Origin of the sequence: Dyadobacter pollutisoli (genome assembly GCF_026625565.1) — a bacterium.
GTDB classification, from domain to species: domain Bacteria; phylum Bacteroidota; class Bacteroidia; order Cytophagales; family Spirosomataceae; genus Dyadobacter; species Dyadobacter pollutisoli.
The window spans coordinates 3856455-3872861 of the sequence record NZ_CP112998.1; the positions used below are offsets into that span (position 1 = coordinate 3856455).

Annotated in this window: 13 protein-coding genes; 7 read left to right on the forward strand and 6 right to left on the reverse strand. The window is 46.1% G+C overall.

Features of this window, described 5'->3' with window-relative positions:
• Positions 1–12: 12 nt before the first annotated feature.
• A complete protein-coding gene (locus ON006_RS15785) occupies positions 13–753 on the reverse strand; it encodes an SDR family oxidoreductase (protein WP_244822960.1) in 741 nt (246 codons plus the stop codon).
• A gap of 21 nt (positions 754–774) precedes the next feature.
• On the opposite strand from ON006_RS15785, the gene ON006_RS15790 reads away from it, so the two are divergent.
• The gene (locus tag ON006_RS15790) at positions 775–1218 is read left to right on the forward strand and encodes a winged helix-turn-helix transcriptional regulator (protein WP_267609878.1); all 444 of its coding nucleotides are present in this window, start codon (positions 775–777) and stop codon (positions 1216–1218) included.
• A gap of 14 nt (positions 1219–1232) precedes the next feature.
• Here the strand turns inward: ON006_RS15790 and ON006_RS15795 are convergent, their stop codons facing one another.
• Complete coding sequence (locus ON006_RS15795; protein WP_244822958.1) at positions 1233–4406, reverse strand: metallophosphoesterase; 3174 nt, start codon at positions 4404–4406, stop codon at positions 1233–1235.
• Between the two features lie 267 nt (positions 4407–4673).
• On the opposite strand from ON006_RS15795, the gene ON006_RS15800 reads away from it, so the two are divergent.
• Positions 4674–5252, forward strand: coding sequence for a hypothetical protein (locus tag ON006_RS15800; RefSeq protein WP_244822957.1), 579 nt, complete (start codon positions 4674–4676; stop codon positions 5250–5252).
• Between the two features lie 5 nt (positions 5253–5257).
• On the opposite strand, the gene ON006_RS15805 is transcribed toward ON006_RS15800, so the two are convergent.
• The 3 genes from ON006_RS15805 to ON006_RS15815 all read right to left on the reverse strand — a co-directional run bounded on the left by ON006_RS15805 (position 5258) and on the right by ON006_RS15815 (position 9323).
• Positions 5258–6454, reverse strand: a complete 1197-nt coding sequence (locus ON006_RS15805) for a cytochrome-c peroxidase (RefSeq protein ID WP_244822956.1) — start codon at positions 6452–6454, stop codon at positions 5258–5260.
• A gap of 37 nt (positions 6455–6491) precedes the next feature.
• Positions 6492–7643: a DUF4249 domain-containing protein gene (locus tag ON006_RS15810; RefSeq protein ID WP_244822955.1), complete on the reverse strand. Its 1152-nt coding sequence runs from the start codon at positions 7641–7643 to the stop codon at positions 6492–6494.
• 105 nt (positions 7644–7748) lie between these two features.
• On the reverse strand, positions 7749–9323 hold the full coding sequence (locus ON006_RS15815) for an FG-GAP repeat domain-containing protein (RefSeq protein WP_244822954.1): 1575 nt from the start codon (positions 9321–9323) through the stop codon (positions 7749–7751).
• A gap of 193 nt (positions 9324–9516) precedes the next feature.
• On the opposite strand from ON006_RS15815, the gene ON006_RS15820 reads away from it, so the two are divergent.
• The 3 genes from ON006_RS15820 (at position 9517) to ON006_RS15830 (ending at position 12790) form a co-directional block, all read left to right on the forward strand.
• On the forward strand, positions 9517–11859 hold the full coding sequence (locus ON006_RS15820) for a GAF domain-containing protein (protein WP_244822953.1): 2343 nt from the start codon (positions 9517–9519) through the stop codon (positions 11857–11859).
• Between the two features lie 174 nt (positions 11860–12033).
• Complete coding sequence (locus tag ON006_RS15825) at positions 12034–12438, forward strand: hypothetical protein (RefSeq protein WP_244822952.1); 405 nt, start codon at positions 12034–12036, stop codon at positions 12436–12438.
• A 1-nt stretch (position 12439) separates the two neighbouring features.
• Positions 12440–12790: a hypothetical protein gene (locus tag ON006_RS15830; RefSeq protein WP_244822951.1), complete on the forward strand. Its 351-nt coding sequence runs from the start codon at positions 12440–12442 to the stop codon at positions 12788–12790.
• On the opposite strand, the gene ON006_RS15835 is transcribed toward ON006_RS15830, so the two are convergent.
• The gene (locus tag ON006_RS15835; RefSeq protein ID WP_244822950.1) at positions 12757–13044 is read right to left on the reverse strand and encodes a hypothetical protein; all 288 of its coding nucleotides are present in this window, start codon (positions 13042–13044) and stop codon (positions 12757–12759) included. The genes ON006_RS15830 and ON006_RS15835 overlap by 34 nt on opposite strands.
• A gap of 150 nt (positions 13045–13194) precedes the next feature.
• Here ON006_RS15835 and ON006_RS15840 point away from each other — a divergent pair, with 150 nt between their 5' ends.
• Both ON006_RS15840 and ON006_RS15845 read left to right on the forward strand, forming a co-directional pair.
• Positions 13195–13530 (forward strand): helix-turn-helix domain-containing protein, encoded by a 336-nt coding sequence (locus tag ON006_RS15840; RefSeq protein ID WP_244822949.1) that lies wholly within the window; start codon positions 13195–13197, stop codon positions 13528–13530.
• Between the two features lie 213 nt (positions 13531–13743).
• A complete protein-coding gene (locus ON006_RS15845) occupies positions 13744–16344 on the forward strand; it encodes an ABC transporter permease (RefSeq protein WP_244822948.1) in 2601 nt (866 codons plus the stop codon).
• Positions 16345–16407: the final 63 nt, after the last annotated feature.

A 16407-nucleotide genomic window follows, 5' to 3' on the forward strand; every position in this document is an offset into this window, starting at 1 on the left:
ATTCCCCTCCGTTTACAAGCTCATACCTCCATCCATTACAAATTCTGAACCGGTAATGAACTTCGCGCCATCCCCTGAAAGATAGGCTACCATTTTGGCAACATCTCCGGCATCGCCCATCTTCTTCAGAGGTACCCGATCGATCACCCAGGATTTAATGGCGTCCAGCTGATCACCTTCAAAACCTGCCTTACCCATAATCGCTGTCTCGGTAGGCCCCGGGCTTACTGCATTGACCCTGATCTTGCGTGGCGCCAGCTCGACTGCGGCAATGCGCATGACTGAATTAAGGGCCGCTTTACCCGAAGAATAAATAGACGACTCGGCACCGTTCATACTTGCCGTGTTGGACGATAGAAACACCACCGACGCGCCTTCACTCAGAAATGGAATAAACTTGCTAAGGGTAAAATAAGCCCCTTTGAAATTAATATCAATCACATTATCGAACACTTCTTCGGTCGCATTTTCGACACTGCCCATACCCAGAACCCCCGCATTGATAAATAGAATATCGACCTTCCCGAACTGATCGGCAGCAGCATTTGCCAGTTCGCCAATCGCCGATACCTGGCCTTGATCGGCCACAATGCCAGTTACACCCAGTTCCGCGGCCGCCAATTCCAATGCATCTTTTCTTCGTCCTGTAATGATCACGCTGGCACCTTGCTCCTTCAATTCCTTTGCCGCTGCATAACCGATCCCGCTATTCCCGCCGGTAACGACGGCTGTTTTTCCTTCCAGATTTTTCATAAAATATTTACTTTTTATTTTTTGACAAAATTATGGAATAACTGGTATAACTTTGTAACCAGTATCACAGAGTATACCAGCATGCAAAACGACGAACTACGCGAAAAAGCAAAAGAAATCCTGTCTCATCCCCGGGATCAGCGGGAAGAGATACAGGCGCTTCAGGACACCATTTATGTGATCGGAGGAAAATGGAAACTACCCATTATCAACTCATTATGCAATGGAAACAAGCGTTTCAGGGACATCGAAAGAAGTATCCCTGGCATTACTACGCGCATGCTATCCCGCGAGCTGAAAGAAATGGAAGCCAATCAGCTCTTGCGCAGGACAGTAACGCCATCATCACCCGTGATGGTGGAATACACCGTGACCGACTATTGCCAGTCGTTCGGTGATATCATTCTGGAGATGATCAAATGGGGCAAGGAGCATCGGGAGAAGATTATGGGCCATAGCCCATAATTCTTTCCCGTATTTCACTTTTTGATGATTTTAAAATGAGTGACTTTTCCCTTGTACTGGCTCGACAATATAAAAATGCCTGCTGGCAGGCCAGATAAGTTCATTTCATTTAAAGTCCCCGCGGTCGGCAGATAGCGTTTGACGACACCTTTGGAATCGGTAATTCTCAGCGTCTCGTACATCAAAGGCTGGCTGAAAAGGACTTTGTCGTTATCTGACGGGTTGGGATAGAGCACCGGTATTGTTTCCGTTTTCTGGGTTTCAATCATTGCGGCTACCCGGGTAGGCGTAGTCATAACGTCCGGACTCAATGTAATGTCCATATCGAAATGAATGTCGGAGCTTGTCAGGCTGTTCTGGTGCAGTTCAACGGCAATCGTATTCTGTCCCAGCCTGAAAAAACTACCGTCATTAGGCACTACCACCGTTTGCCAGGCATACTCTACATTGGCATTTTTTGCCAGGCTATCGTAAGTAACAGCATTTTTCGGCATGTTTGGGTCGCGGGGCGTCAGCTCTTTGCCATTGATATAAATCAGAACGCCGTCGTCCCTCTTATAATTAATAATCACGGATTGGTGATAGGACCGATTTTGCGACGACATGTAAAAAGAGTTTCGGAAATAGGTGGTTGTCCAGCGGCTCGTACAGGTCGCACATCCCGCTCCCAAATAGGAATTTGTTTCATTGTATACGTAACAGTCCAGCTCGGTTTGGCATCCTGGGATCAGCGTTTTTTCACCGTCTTCCCGGTTTGTCGAGTATCCCAGGGGAGCAGCACCTCTCATCCATCTTGAGTCGGCGTCATAGTTGGCCTCCTCATTACCATTCAGCTCGTCGCTATCCTGTCCTCCTTTCCAATTGTAGATGCCGACGTTCGGCGGCGGCCCTCCTTTCGCGTAAAAACGCCAGAGACTGCCTGCATTCAGCACTACTACCGTACCGCGAGGATTGAGGTTGTATACCTGGGCCCCAATGCCGCCTCCGCCCTTCAGCCTGCCTACTACGAACTCACCCGAGTAAAACGGATAAGATTCGGTCGGATAGAAGAATACTTCCTTCTGATTAAAACCATACCTCCATTTATATTCCGTGGGAGTGGCCTGCTGATTTGGAATGCTGCCCTGGTAGACGTCGTACAGCCAGATACCATTTTTATTGAAATCCGATGCACCTTTGATCGTATTGTGAACACCGCTCTGCGGATCAACATTAAAATTGGTGGACACACTGTTTATTTTAAAGAATCGCAGGCTGTAATGCCCGATCCGGTTGTAGGTACCGTCCTCATAGCGCAGGTAAGTCAGGTCCTCCTCTTTATAATAATGCCGCACCGTGACCTGCTGATTCCCTGTCAATTCCGGATTGGGCTGAACCGTCCAGTACCTGTTCATCAGGCTCCAATTGGAATTAAACGACCGGATGCGGTCCGCACGGATATAATTATCCGGGAAGAACGCGCCTACATCTTTCCGCCCCCAGATACCACCCAGTTTCACTTCAAACGGTGGTACGCCTGCTTTACCAATGTTGAGATCGTGCTTGTTAATGGACAGCAGCAAATTACCTTTGTTATCAACGTAATGTGTAAAGTTATTAGCTGTCGGCTGTGCATCGGTGCATTCACAAATAGCAGTTCGTGTAGTGTCATCCGTACGCGGTACCGTGAAGCCATCCAGGTCTTTGATAATAGTAAACTGGTCCAGTACCTGCTTTTTTGCGCTGATAAATTTGGCCGTCAGTCTCTTATTCTCAACCTCGATGTACATGGAACCTCCCACATAGAAGGCCGAAGATGCCATCAGCCTGTCGACAAGCCCCTGATTCCTGATATTCCTGCTTAAACCATCGTCGTGTTTTCTTCCGCCCGCACCGTTAACCACATAAATAATGCCTTCGTTTTTAGTAGCAGCACTGTTTTTATAATAGAAGCAGGAATTGGGCGTACCGTCGTACCGACCATTTCCCTGTGCATTACTGCCGACAGCCGGATTGTGCGTAGCCATCACAAAATTGCTGGAAATAGTAGAATGGTCTCGCATCAATCGGGATCGTTCATAGTTGTGACTATGCCCGGCCAGCACCACATCTACCTTATAAGCGTCCAGTATCGGTACCAGGTTCTCTCGTATTTGTATCAAATCCCTCTCAGTGTCTGAATTATGTGATCCCCCGCTGAAAGGCGCAATGTGTGTGAACACGATCACCCAGTTGATCGCAGGATTGGCATTCGCCTTGGCCAGATCTCTTTTAAGCCAATTGGATTGATCACCATTTACAGCCAGGATTTTGGTATGGTCGTCACCTAATTTTTCAAATCCATACGTATCCAGGCTGATGAAATGAATGTTACTGTAATCAAATGAATAATATGCTTCTGTATTGGACGGTTCTCCCCCGCCTTCACCATTCATAAAGTTATTGACCACATCATAATAATGAATGTTTTTATTTGCCCTGACGCGGTATAGAGAGGCACTATCAACGGTACCGTCGAAGTAGTCATGATTTCCGGGAGTAGCGTAAAACGGTGTCTGACGGAACATCCAGTCGTAGCGGCTTTTGGTCTTATTAAAAATTTTATCCTGATACTCTTCTAATTTGCCCTGCTCGTACGCATTGTCACCCAGCCAAAGCCAAAGGTCCATTGACCCCGTTTTGTTGGTAGTCATAAAATCCTTCATGGCGGCAATGGTGCTGTCCTGCCTGCTCGCGGTCTCGGTAGACGAGGCATATCCAAAGTCACCAAGCACCCACATTTTTGTCTTTTTCCTGACACCGGGGTCCGGGGGAGTTTTGAAAAAATGGTCGGGTGATTTTTCGAGGATGATAGGCAATGGTGTCGGGAATTGCTGAGTGGTTCCGGTTCCGATGTAATAGCGGTACTGCTGATCGGTTTTAAGATCTGTTAAGACAATCTTATGATCCGTCCCAGGAGTTGTCTCTTCCATGATAGGCGTGCCGTTTCCCAGCAATTCGTATTCCGGTTCCGCGGAGTAGCCTACCCTGCCGATTGTGGGGATGCTGGTTTGCCAGCGAATAGTAACAGAAGCGCGGGTTGCAAATTCGTTTAAACGTTTGGAGTAAGCCATTTGCAGGTAAGGCCCACGTGTTATTACCGGTGTCTGACCAATCGACTCCAAAAATAACAGCAGGCATAATGAGAGCACTGATAGAGCTAGTCTCATAAGCTGGAAAGTTTAAAAAGTGATAGAAGGAAGGTTTATAGGAGTGGCCTATTTATACATAAAAATTGCAATTTTTTCTTTAAATATCCAAATTAATTTAGATATATTTACTTTGTTCGTCGCTGCCAATCAGCCAGTTAGCATTCAAAGGCAGCATTGCCGTTTTGACTGCTCCGTTCCCAATTTCAGCCGGAATGTGAGAGGGTAAATTTTGTGGCTTACCCAATGCTTTTTGAAGGTTACAGTACTCCCTTTCTCTATAAAATCATGAAAAAAACATTACGCTTTATAAGCCCAGGCTGGCTGTGGATTGTCGCTTTTGCAATAGGAATAAATGCATGTAAAGGACCGAATGGAGACACGGGCCCGGCTGGCCCCGCAGGTCCTGCCGGAACAGCTGGTGCCGCGGGGGCGGCAGGGCCAGCCGGACCCGCGGGAGCCGCTAACCTGATCGTTTCGGCCTGGGTCAAAATTCCCGGGGACGTCTGGATGCGGAACCAGGATTCGACTTACTTTCTGGTATCCAAAGATGACAATAACATTACGCAGGCTATCCTGGACAGTGCACTGGTGATGGCTTACTACCGCAACGACGGCAGGCCGAATGTGGTGTTTTCGCTTCCATCATCGAACGAGCTCCTGACGCTTGGGTATTTTATGCAGGTGAGAGAGAATAAAGGCACCATGAATTTCGACCTGACTTTCTATGAACGCCGCCTGATACCCATTGATTTTGACCTGGAATTCCGCTGGATTATCGTTCCGCCCAAGGCACGTGGACGTATGAAAAGCATTGATTTCACTAATTACCAGCAGGTTAGAGAAGAATTCGGGCTCAATGACTAAGTAAATTAACGCCCTGAAACGGGCAACCCACTCGGCACCCTGGCTGGAATGCTTTTGTCAAACGAATCGTCATTCAATGAATTCAGAAATTCAACGATCCGGTCAATGTCCTTGAATTTCACATTCAACTGATTGGCGAGGGTATCCATTTGGTACATCTCAACATTCGGGTTTTCGATTTTTCCGCCGGCAAGGTCTTCATAAAAAAGCAATACCTGATCCAGGGTTTTGAGAGTACCACTATGCATATACGGACCTGAGTAACGCAGGTTTCGCAATGTAGGCGTACGAAATCCATAGTTTTTATTGCCGCCTGTGTCGCTCTCCTTTCGGTTTGGGGTATCGGCAACACCCAGCGTATGGAGTTTAAAATCCGATAACATCGGCCCCGAATGGCATTTGGCACAGCCCGATTTGAGAAACAGGTTCAGCCCCTCCTTCTCTCCTGTCGTGAGCGCGCCGCTATCCCCTCTCATGTATTGGTCAAACCGGGAATTATTGGCGATTAATGTCCTTTCGTATGCGGCAATGGCTTTGGCAAGATTACCGTCATTCACCGGATTCTTATCACTTTTAAATGCCGCCGCAAACAGCGCGCGATACTCGGGAATAGCATTGAGCCTCTTGACGATCCCTTCCAATACTTTGTCCTCGGCGTAGCCATGCCCACGCATTTCTTCAAAAGTCCTGATCGGGAACAGGGCTTGCTCTTCCAGGCTCTTCGCCCGGCCGTCCCAAAACATAGCAGCTGACTCGGGATGATAAGGCTCGTCGTTCCGGATTCCATTGAATGCGGTGTTCAAAACACTTTGTGAATTTCTCTTAACAAAAGGAATGTCATTCGGATCCTGAAAAAATCGCTTAGAACCTCTCCCTACCCCATTCACGCCAATGGAAGTTTCGAGAAACTCCGCATAATTGAATTCCGGCTGATGGCAGGTAGCGCAGGCCACATCCTTATTGCCCGATAACACGGGATCAAAGAACAGCAGCCGCCCCAGCTGTACCTTTTCAGGACTGGTTGGATTATCGACCGGATCGGTAACAAACCTGGGCAGCGCACCCAGGTCGGCAATCGTTTCGGTCTTTGTTTGTTGCTTCGGTTTGGAATATTCCGGGTTGACACCACACGCAAAACATATAAACAGCAAGACGGCCCAGGCAGGGGGAAAACAACTCAGATTTGCAAACAATCTACGCATTGTCAAAGTAAGGATTTTTTGAAATATCGGAACACTTTTACCAGTAAGAGGGCTTTTGTGTGGTTCCCCCGCCCTCCCGGCAATCCGTACAGTTAGAAGATGCTACCAGCACCGAATCCGCCCGGAAGCCCCAGTAAGTCAGCAGCATTTTAGTTGTGTTAAAGGCACACGGCTCTTCGGCCCGGCCGCAACGGATGGGCAGGGTGTCGGGCTCGGTACATCTGGGAAACAGGCCCAGTTTTGGTTCAATGGTAATTCGCTTGGTTTCCTCTGTGGAGGCGCTGAAATAACCAAAAACCAGGTCTTTAACATTCGCGGTGTTTTTAATGTTGCCCGTAACCTGCGACGGTTGCGGGTCAAAAAGGCTGCCGGTAGCCTGCGTGGTCTTCGCAAGATCAGTCCAATATTCGAAGGCCTCGCGCGACAAACCATACTGCTTCACGAGCATGCTGTATTTAATGAAAAGTTTGTTGGTGGAGACCGGTACTCTGTTCAACGGCAGGTTTTTGATAATGTCATCGCTCAGCCTGACCGTACTTCCGAGTAAAATGCTACCGGACTTTTTGTTGCCCCAGCATTTATTAATGTTTTCCTTCCTGATCACCACCTCACTACCCTTTACTTCCAGAGCTGAATAATAGGTCGCATGGTATTCCCAGGTTTCATCAAATTTCCAGCGATAAAACTGCGTCCTGTTCGCAGCGTCGTGGGTATTGACATAAAATACCATGGCGTTTTGCAGCTCATCCATTTTGTAGGTCACGCTGTCTATGGCGGGTGTGCGGCTTACGGTCACAAATTCGGAAAGATACTCTTGCCCGCTTTCGGTTTTAATTCGGATCCTGTATTTGCCTGCCATATTATAAGGTCGGGGCGGCAGCACATACATTCCTGTTCCGGATTCAGTGAAAGGATAGGTCGCTCCTCCCTCCTCCTCAACGGCAATGGATGCACCTGTTTCGATTGTAGGCTGCGCGGTTTGATTGACATTTTGGGTCCTTCGTAATTCGAACCGGCTGGTGTCAGAACCGCTTGCATTGAAAAATCCGTCAACGACCAGATAATTCTCATCAGAATTGACTTCCGGCGGAGAAAAAGGTTCTATACAACTGTCCAGAAAGAATAGCAGCGTAACAAACACCATCAAAATTGCTGCACCTATCCTACTGTACAATCCGACATTCTTCATTTAGCAATCGATTAAGGAATACTAATTTCTTCACTAGAAAAGTCTGTATCCCATAAATTTCTCCTCGTCAGATGCTTTGTAAATAATCAGATTCATTTGCTTTTGTTACCTCGTAGTATTCTCTAAAACAATCACCGAAGGCCCGTCGGTCAACCACTTCTTCCCTAGCCCAGTGGTATCACCTTGCGGTAGAAAATAGACAAACGAGCCCAGAACCAGGTCAATGTCCCCGTCTGCATCCATGTCGCCGGCGTCCATCACTACCCATCGCCCTTTCGGCGCTTCGGGAATGGAATAATCTTCAAATTTTAGTTTTCCTTTATTTTCCAGATAAACAAAGCTCTCCTCTGGGTAGCGCAGGTAGTCAGGGAAAAACGAAATGGCGGCTATATCCAGGTCCCCATCCAGATCGTAATCGCGGATCATTGCTTTATACGCACCATTCAGTTGGTAGAAATATGCCTGCCTGAAATTGGATTTACCATCATTGAGAAAAATATAAATCCCGTGATAATCCTTCAATACCGGCGTTTTGTCCGCATTGTCCCCACAGACGTACACGATATCATCAAAACCGTCCTTATTGAAATCTGCCAGCTGAATGTATTGCGATCCATTCAGCGGCAAAAAGGACAGTAACCGTTTCTCCTGAAACTTTCCGAACCCCTGGTTTTCATACAAAAAAACACCCTCATCACCCTGCGCCATAAGCACATATATATCCGGCAAACCATCCTGATTTGCATCCTTAATGACGGCCGTAATGGCACCTGGCTTGTCACGCAGCGTCCTCTTGTCATAACCACCTTTCCCATTGTTTTGATACCATGCCAGTTGACCTGTTTCGTTGCCAAACTCACAGGCTACTATATCCTCGAAGCCATCTTTATTCAGATCCCCGTAAACCATAGAAACAGGCCGTCGCAAATTTGAAACAGGAACATCGGCAGGTTTGTATCCGGACGTTTGTCCACTTTTCAAAAATCGTTGCAAGGTACCATCAGCTGCATCAGTCGGGAACACGCCCCTACCAACCATTGTCAGGTACAATTCATTGCCTTTTTCGTAAAAATCAATGGGTGTTGATTGCAACTGAATGCTGTAATTTTCTTTGAGCTCAGGAGTAAGAAAGGTCAGGACATTGCGCCTGTTTTTCGCGTCACCGTATACGACACCCCGGTTATCAGGCAGGATTTTGACCATGCTAGTCAATGCAGGCCGGTTGTTAAATGATGCTTCTTTGTATTTGAAATGCTTTAAACCAATCCTGATTTTACTTTTCCGTAGCGGAGGTGCAATCGTGTCAGGCGCATTGTCGAGGTAGTATTTCTCTATTTTGACCCAATCCTCCTTCGCCAAAACCGATGTTTCCGGGAAGATCCCCGCATTACGTACGACATCGCCACTGATACCGGCGTCGAACAAACTGTCGGGCCTGAACCCGCCGCTGTATACGCCCATCCGGTGCCCCATCGCAGGAAGCACATCCCGCCAGCTCGCTTTCGTCAACAGGTCAGGTTTCACAAAAGCATGGCAGCGGCTGCAATGCGCGATCGACAGTTCCTTTCCTGACAGCCCCGAAGCCGGCGGCTCTTTTAATTCAACTTTTTCATTTTGCTTTTTGGCCGTACATGAGATCAGGAAGTGTAGTACAATGCAGAAAGCGATAAGTTGTCTCATATAAAGCAGCGAATTCGGAGGATTAGGCAAATGACGCAGGTCGCACCCGAAAATGGAAGAAGTTCTCCAATATTTTTTAAGGATAATAAATAATTTGGCAGGTTATAGGCTAATATTCAGCCGTTTCCGACTAGATATTGTATCTTAAATCCAGGAAAGAAAAGTATCGGACAAATGCCGCCCCCCCTCGAACATGAAAGTAAAAATTCAGGACGTTTCCGGCTTTCAGTCCCTGGGGCTGACGATTGATGTTGCGATCTCATTTATGCCTTTTATGCGGTTTGTTGAGCAGCGTGCCGCAGAAGAAATTACACCAAAGGCGTTTATTTATAAACAGATACTGGCGTACTTTCAGGAGCATAGCATTCCTCAAACCGACATTCCGCTAGACGACATTCACCTGTACGAGGGCTTTCTTGAACACATTTACGCATGCCTGTCGCCCGTGCACAAATCTGAGAAAAAACTGGTGTGGGGGCTTAGTCTTCCGCTCAATCCCAGAATTTTTTACGGGACAGATCTTTTGTACGATATGCTGGAACAAAAGCCTGAGGACGCTGATCAATACATTAATAAAAAGGCTCCGGCAGAATTTTTTAAAGAAAGGCTACATATTATCTATACACTCATTTTGGAGCGCCTTTACAACTTTAAAGTTCCTGCCAGAATCCGGCAATATTACGCATGGACCAACCCGGAAACCGGCCTAAGGCGTTATTTTGAGGCAAATGTCAATACAGATTTCGTAGATATCACACCAAAGGACGAGCTACCTGTTCTCGATTTCGCTGAACTTTACGCTCGGTTTGCAAAGGAAAACGGACAACTATTGCTCGAAAATGTGCTTCCGCTCAGCTTGTTCAGGTTTCGGGGTTTTGCGGTATTGAGTGTTTCTGATGTTACCAGTAAAATGGCCGTTGAAAATATCAGGAAAGTAAGGCTCAACCGGGTTCCCGGCCAGGAAAACGAACGGTATAAAAACATCATCGAATCGCTGAAAACGCTCGTTCAGAACAACCGGATCGAGTTTGATCTTTTTCCTTTTTTGAGAGTCAATAACAAGGCGGTTTACGGCCACGAGACCACCGGAACCGGCATAATGTCAAAAGTATGGGGTGAAAATCAGGTTACCAGCGAGGTATTTACCCGGCAGGCAGAAAGCTATTTTGCACGCCCAATTTCTTTTTTCTCGGCTGACATTGCCGGCGAAAAAGAAATGCGGATTACGTTTTTGGAGCCATTCCGAAACCTGGGGGTACAATCATTGGCGCTTTTGCCCGTTTTTTCCGATGAAACTGTGGTGGGTGTTTTGTGCATGCATACCTGGCAGGGTGAAGTTTTCGACGAAAAAACCCTGTCGCGGCTGGAACCGGCCTTTGATCCGATCGCCCAGCTCCTTCAAATCTACATTGATGAATTTAATCTGGAATTAGAGAACATTATCAAAGAAAGGTTTACCTCTTTGCAGCCCTCCGTTCAATGGAAATTCAATGAAGCTGCGTGGCTCGTTTTGCACCAGAAAAAGAAACATCACCATGTCGAAACGCAAACCATCTGTTTCAATGATGTTTACCCGCTTTATGGTGCCATAGACATCCGGAATTCCACTACGGAGCGAAACCTTGCGACCCGTAAAGACCTTCAATTTCACCTGGAAGTGCTGGATAATACATTGAACACCCTTCTTGCCTGGGACGATTCTTCGCTGATGCTGGAACTCTGTTATAACTGCCGAAAATGGCAGCAGACGCTCGGCTCCGACCATTGGAGCAATGTCGGGGAAAACAACCTGAACAACTTCCTCAACCATGAGACCAAGGATTACCTTCTTCATTTGTCTCAATATCAACCCGAAACACAGGACGTAATCAATAGGTATCTTGAAGTTGTACAATCAGAAACCGGAGAAGTTTTCGCCAATCGCAAAGCACTCGAACATTCGATGCATCTGATCAACGATGCAGTTAATACCTATTTTGAATCCGAAAAAGAAAAGCTGCAGCAACCCTATCCCTGCTATTTCGAAAAGTTTCGAACTGATGGAGTCGAGTATGACATATATATAGGTCAATCCATCAGCCCGGATAAACATTTTAATCATTTTCACCTCAAAAACCTGCGTCTCTGGCAGCTCTCGTCGATGATAGCGGTAGCAAAAATGACGCATTCGCTCCAATCAGAAATGTCGAAAGTGTTGCAGACCACCCAGCTCATTTTCATTCATAACAGCCCAATCGACATTAGTTTCAGGCCCGATGAAAGAAAATTTGACGTGGAGGGAGCGTACAATATCCGGTATCAAATGATCAAAAAGCGAATAGACAAAGCCCACATTCGCGGTACCGGAGAACGACTGACGCAACCAGACAAAATTGCCCTGATCTTCCTCGAAAAAAAGGATGTAGAGGATTACCTACCTTTTATCCAATACCTACAGGAAACAAATGCCATCTCACAAGAAGTGGAAGAACTGGCCCTGGAAGATTTGCAGGGGCTAAGTGGGTTGCAGGCGTTGCGGTTTGGGTTGGTTTATTAGGTTTTGTAAATCTAAATTAACCTTTAAAAACCCCATTACTACCGCAGAATCATTCTCCCTATCTGCTATACTTTATAGATAAGTAAATCCTGCTACTTTCAACTTATCAGTCACACAATTCTTGTAGTATCCACGCACTTCGTCTGTGATCAGACATATCATTGAACCCTGTCCATGAACAATAATTATCTCAAAAGGCACGAGGAGAGTCTCAGATCCTCGGAGTTGCTCATTTACAATCACGCCCATTACTGCAACAGTATTCATTGCTCCTATTACTCTGTTTTTCAGTATTTACTGCATTTTCATAAAGTCAGGGATTCACGGATATTTAGGAACAGAGATAAACTGACAGGTACTGGCTCCCATGATTTGATCATAAGTGCTACCTTTGATATTCTGTTTGCAATAGACCGCATTAAAGCCGGTTACTTTAATAGAGAAATGGGCAAGTTGAAAGCGGAACGAGTGATCGCCGATTACAGGGACCAGTTTATCGATCAAACTAGAAGCATTGTGGCATACGAGATGGCAAAAAACCTCACTTCAATTCTTTCCGAAACAGTAAAAATTAAATGACATGAAAAAAGAAAATAAGCTGGTTGTCAAACTCCTTGATGCTCTTGCTGCAAAGCATAGCCACATGTCATTTTTATATGGTTATGACGAAAGTTTAAATCAACATATCATAGAAGTTGCGCCGACCGAAAGCTATGAAAATGAACAGTATTTGCTGGACGAGGCTAATGCTACCGCGGAATTTTTATCGAATTTCCCTCATCAGGGAATATTGTTTATTAGCAACGACCCTTATCTAAAAGTTGCCGAGCCGATTTACAATTCTGCGGCAAATGTTCGTAAAGTGAAGCTAAAAAGATCTGCAAGCCTGGGCATTTTTCAGGGAAATTCCGGTAAGGGTTTGGCAAAGTAACCAACCCTAACCCCCTCCTCCTCCAAACAAAACCTCAAAAACCCCTTCGCCGACACCTCCGAATAATCATCCACAAAAAACCTCGCCGACTTTTCGTCTGAAAACCGGACAACCCGCTCTAACATCGGTTCCGTGCCGGACGAGCTGATTACGAACGCGGTTATACGTACGATTTCCTCGCCTTCTTCATTCCGGTCACGGTGAAGACATACTTCGGTTTGCGTTTCAGGCAGTAGGATGATTTTGAAATTCATGTGCGTGTAGTTTTATTATATTTACAATAATCGAGTCAGAAGTGATTGGATAGTCAAATTTATGAAACTTTTGGAACAAATACGAATCATTAGGTTAAATATTTTCCTTATAGTTTCACCCATACCCAGAATGGAAAAATTTCTTTGCTGATGATTGAAAACACACGCATTCTTGCAATACTTAAAGCACACCATTTGTCCCAAACCTCACTTGGGAAAATGTTTCAATTGTCACATTCGAAAATGAGCAAAGTTATGGCTGGTGAGCAAACTCTTCCAGCCGAAGCAGTTGGTAAACTAATTAAAGAATTTGGCATTCATCCACACTGGCTTTTTGGCTACGAAGGAAATTCGGACGAGGTAATGTACATGAAAGATCTTGTCCCCAAAAGTGAGGTAGAAAAGCGCGATAAGGTCATTCAGGAATTAAAGAATGAATTAGGAGAAGTTTACAAGCAACTGGCCGAAGAGCGCCGGAGCAAATAATAGTCAGGCAAATAACAAAGTCGCCTCCCTCAAGCACAATCCCATCACCCGCCACCATACCCGCTACCGCCATCCCGATAGCGAACAAAGATTGTCCGATAGCGGACAATCTTTGCTGTATATTCAAAATTAATTCATTGATTATCAGAAATTTATAAGGGCTATTTTCCTTGGCAAGCTATTTTATCAGCAAATATGGAAATAATGGATACCATGAAAAAACCACCCCGTTTGGCCGAAAAATTCCTGAAATGGTTCATGGCCCCGCACCTGCTGGAAACCATTGAAGGGGATTTGCGTGAAGAATTTTACTTTCAGCTCAAATCTGTCGGTCAGCGTAAAGCCGCGCTGCGCTACTGGTGGGAAGTATTGGGATTTTTTCAGCCGCGATACATTAAAAGACAAGCCAGCCAATATCCTTCAACCCTGTTATTTAGCCAGCCCATGATCAAAAATTACTTTAAAGTTGCCACACGCAACCTCCTGCGAAACAAAACATTGTCATTCATCAACATTCTGGGATTAGCGCTTGGAATGACGTTCGCGTTGCTCATTGGAATGTGGGTTTATTTCGAAATCAGCTTCGATACATTTAACAAAAACGCTGACCGTGTGGCTTTGGTCATGAAGCATTCGCTCATGAATGACCAGAAAAACTCATCCAGTTCGTTAATGATGCCCATTTACGATGAACTGAAAAGTAACTATCCGGAAATCAAGCGGATATCCCGGCTCGACTGGGGAAGTGTGCACAGCCTCGTTGCTCAAAACCATAAGTTCAAAAAGGAAGGGTATTATGTAGATCCTGACTTTTTGAAAATATTCACCTATCCGGTCATCAAAGGCAACATTGAAACTGCATTAACCGAACCTAACTCCATCGTACTAACCGAATCACTTTCAAAAGCCATGTTCGGCGCCGTGGACCCGGTGGGCAAGGTGATCCGCATTGATAACAAATTCGACATTCAGGTTACTGCCGTGATGCAGGATGTCCCGAAAAACGCTTCATTGAGCTTTGAATTCCTGGCACCTTTTGAGTTCAGCGTTCAGAACAATCCGGATGTAAGAGAGTCCAAAACACGCTGGAATAACAGTTTTATCGGTGTCGTTCTTGAAATAAAAGAAGGCATATCGATGGATGCCCTTTCCAAAAAAATCGCCCCGATTCCGGCCAACAAAGACAACTATATCAAAGTCCAGACGCTTTCATTGTACCCTATGCCGAGGTGGCATTTGTACGACGATTTCAAAGACTGGGTGAATGTCGGCGGGCAAATTCTTTTTGTACGGCTTTTCGGGATCATCGGTGCGTTCATATTGCTGATCGCCTGTATCAATTTCATGAACCTGAGTACCGCGCGGTTTGAAAAACGGGCCAAGGAAGTGGGTATCCGCAAAGCAATAGGCTCACAACGTCGCCAGCTCATCGTGCAATTCCTGACCGAATCGATGCTGACTGCGTTTCTGGCTTTTGCACTTTCGCTTGCATTAATCTGGCTGCTATTACCTTTTCTTCAAGATCTTGGATTTGAAAATATCCAGGTAGATTTTGAAAATGTATCGCTCTGGGCGGCAGTACTGGCAATTTGCCTGCTTACCGGCTTGCTGGCGGGCAGCTATCCGGCGTTATATCTTTCGTCCTTTTTACCTGTCAAAGTATTAAAAGGGATATTGCAGCAGGGAAGCGGCACCGTCACATTTCGGAAAACGCTGGTCGTCTCGCAATTCTTCATATCCATTGTCCTCATTATCGGTACCGTTGTTATTTTCCAACAAATCACCCATGTCAGAAACCGCTCCATTGGCTACAATCCCAACAATCTGATTGCGCTGGACGCTAGCGGCGATCTTGTTAAAAGTTATGAGGCCCTTAAATACGACCTTTTAAACACAGGCTACATTGCCTCGGTGGCCAAAGCATCCAGTGCCATGACTTGGATCAACAACGATTTTACGCATTTCAGCTGGGAAGGAAAAGACCCGGCGAGCTCCGTAAGCATCAATGTGGTGATGACCGACTGGGACTATGAAAAAACAACAGGATTACAATTTATTGCCGGCCGCGCTTTCGACAAACGTTATGCCACGGACTCTACGGCGGTGATTCTCAATGAATCGGCATTGAAACTGATCGGATATAAAGACCCAATTGGCAAAACGATGAAACTAGGCGATCAGGTTTTGACCATCATCGGGGTCACGAAGAATGTGTTAATGCAAAACCCTTTTAGTCTTGTCAAACCCGGGGTTATCCTGTTCAATGGCGGTAATGTCAACGCAATCCTCGTCCGGCTGAAAGATCAGGCCGATTTGCCGAAGGCTATCGCAGCCATGCAGCCCATTGTCGACAAATACAATCCTTCGCTGCCATTTGAATACCAGTTTGCTGATGAAGAATTCGGCAAGAAGTTCCGCGTAGCAAATCAGGTGGCCAAGCTTTCGGGGATCTTTGCCTGCCTGGGAATTTTCATTTCATGCCTCGGCTTATTCGGATTGGCCATGTTCATGGCCGAACGCAGGTCAAAAGAGGTGACTATCCGCAAGGTATTGGGCGCCACGGTGGCGAATTTGTGGCTGCTTTTGTCGGGAGAATTTATCTGGCTGGTTGGCATAGCCTGTGTGCTCGCAGCTCCCCTAACCTTTTGGCTGATGACTAAATGGCTTCAAACCTATGAATACCGCATTGAAGTACAATGGTGGATCATTCCGGCTGCGGCTATTATGGCAATGCTGATCGCCCTGATAACGGTAAGCTTTCAGGCGATCAAAGCGGCGTACCTGAACCCGGCAAAGACATTGCGTTCTGAATAAAAGAGAAATACGAGTAGCGAACCGCTGCATAACTTCCTGACCATAAGTGCCTGATTCACCGGA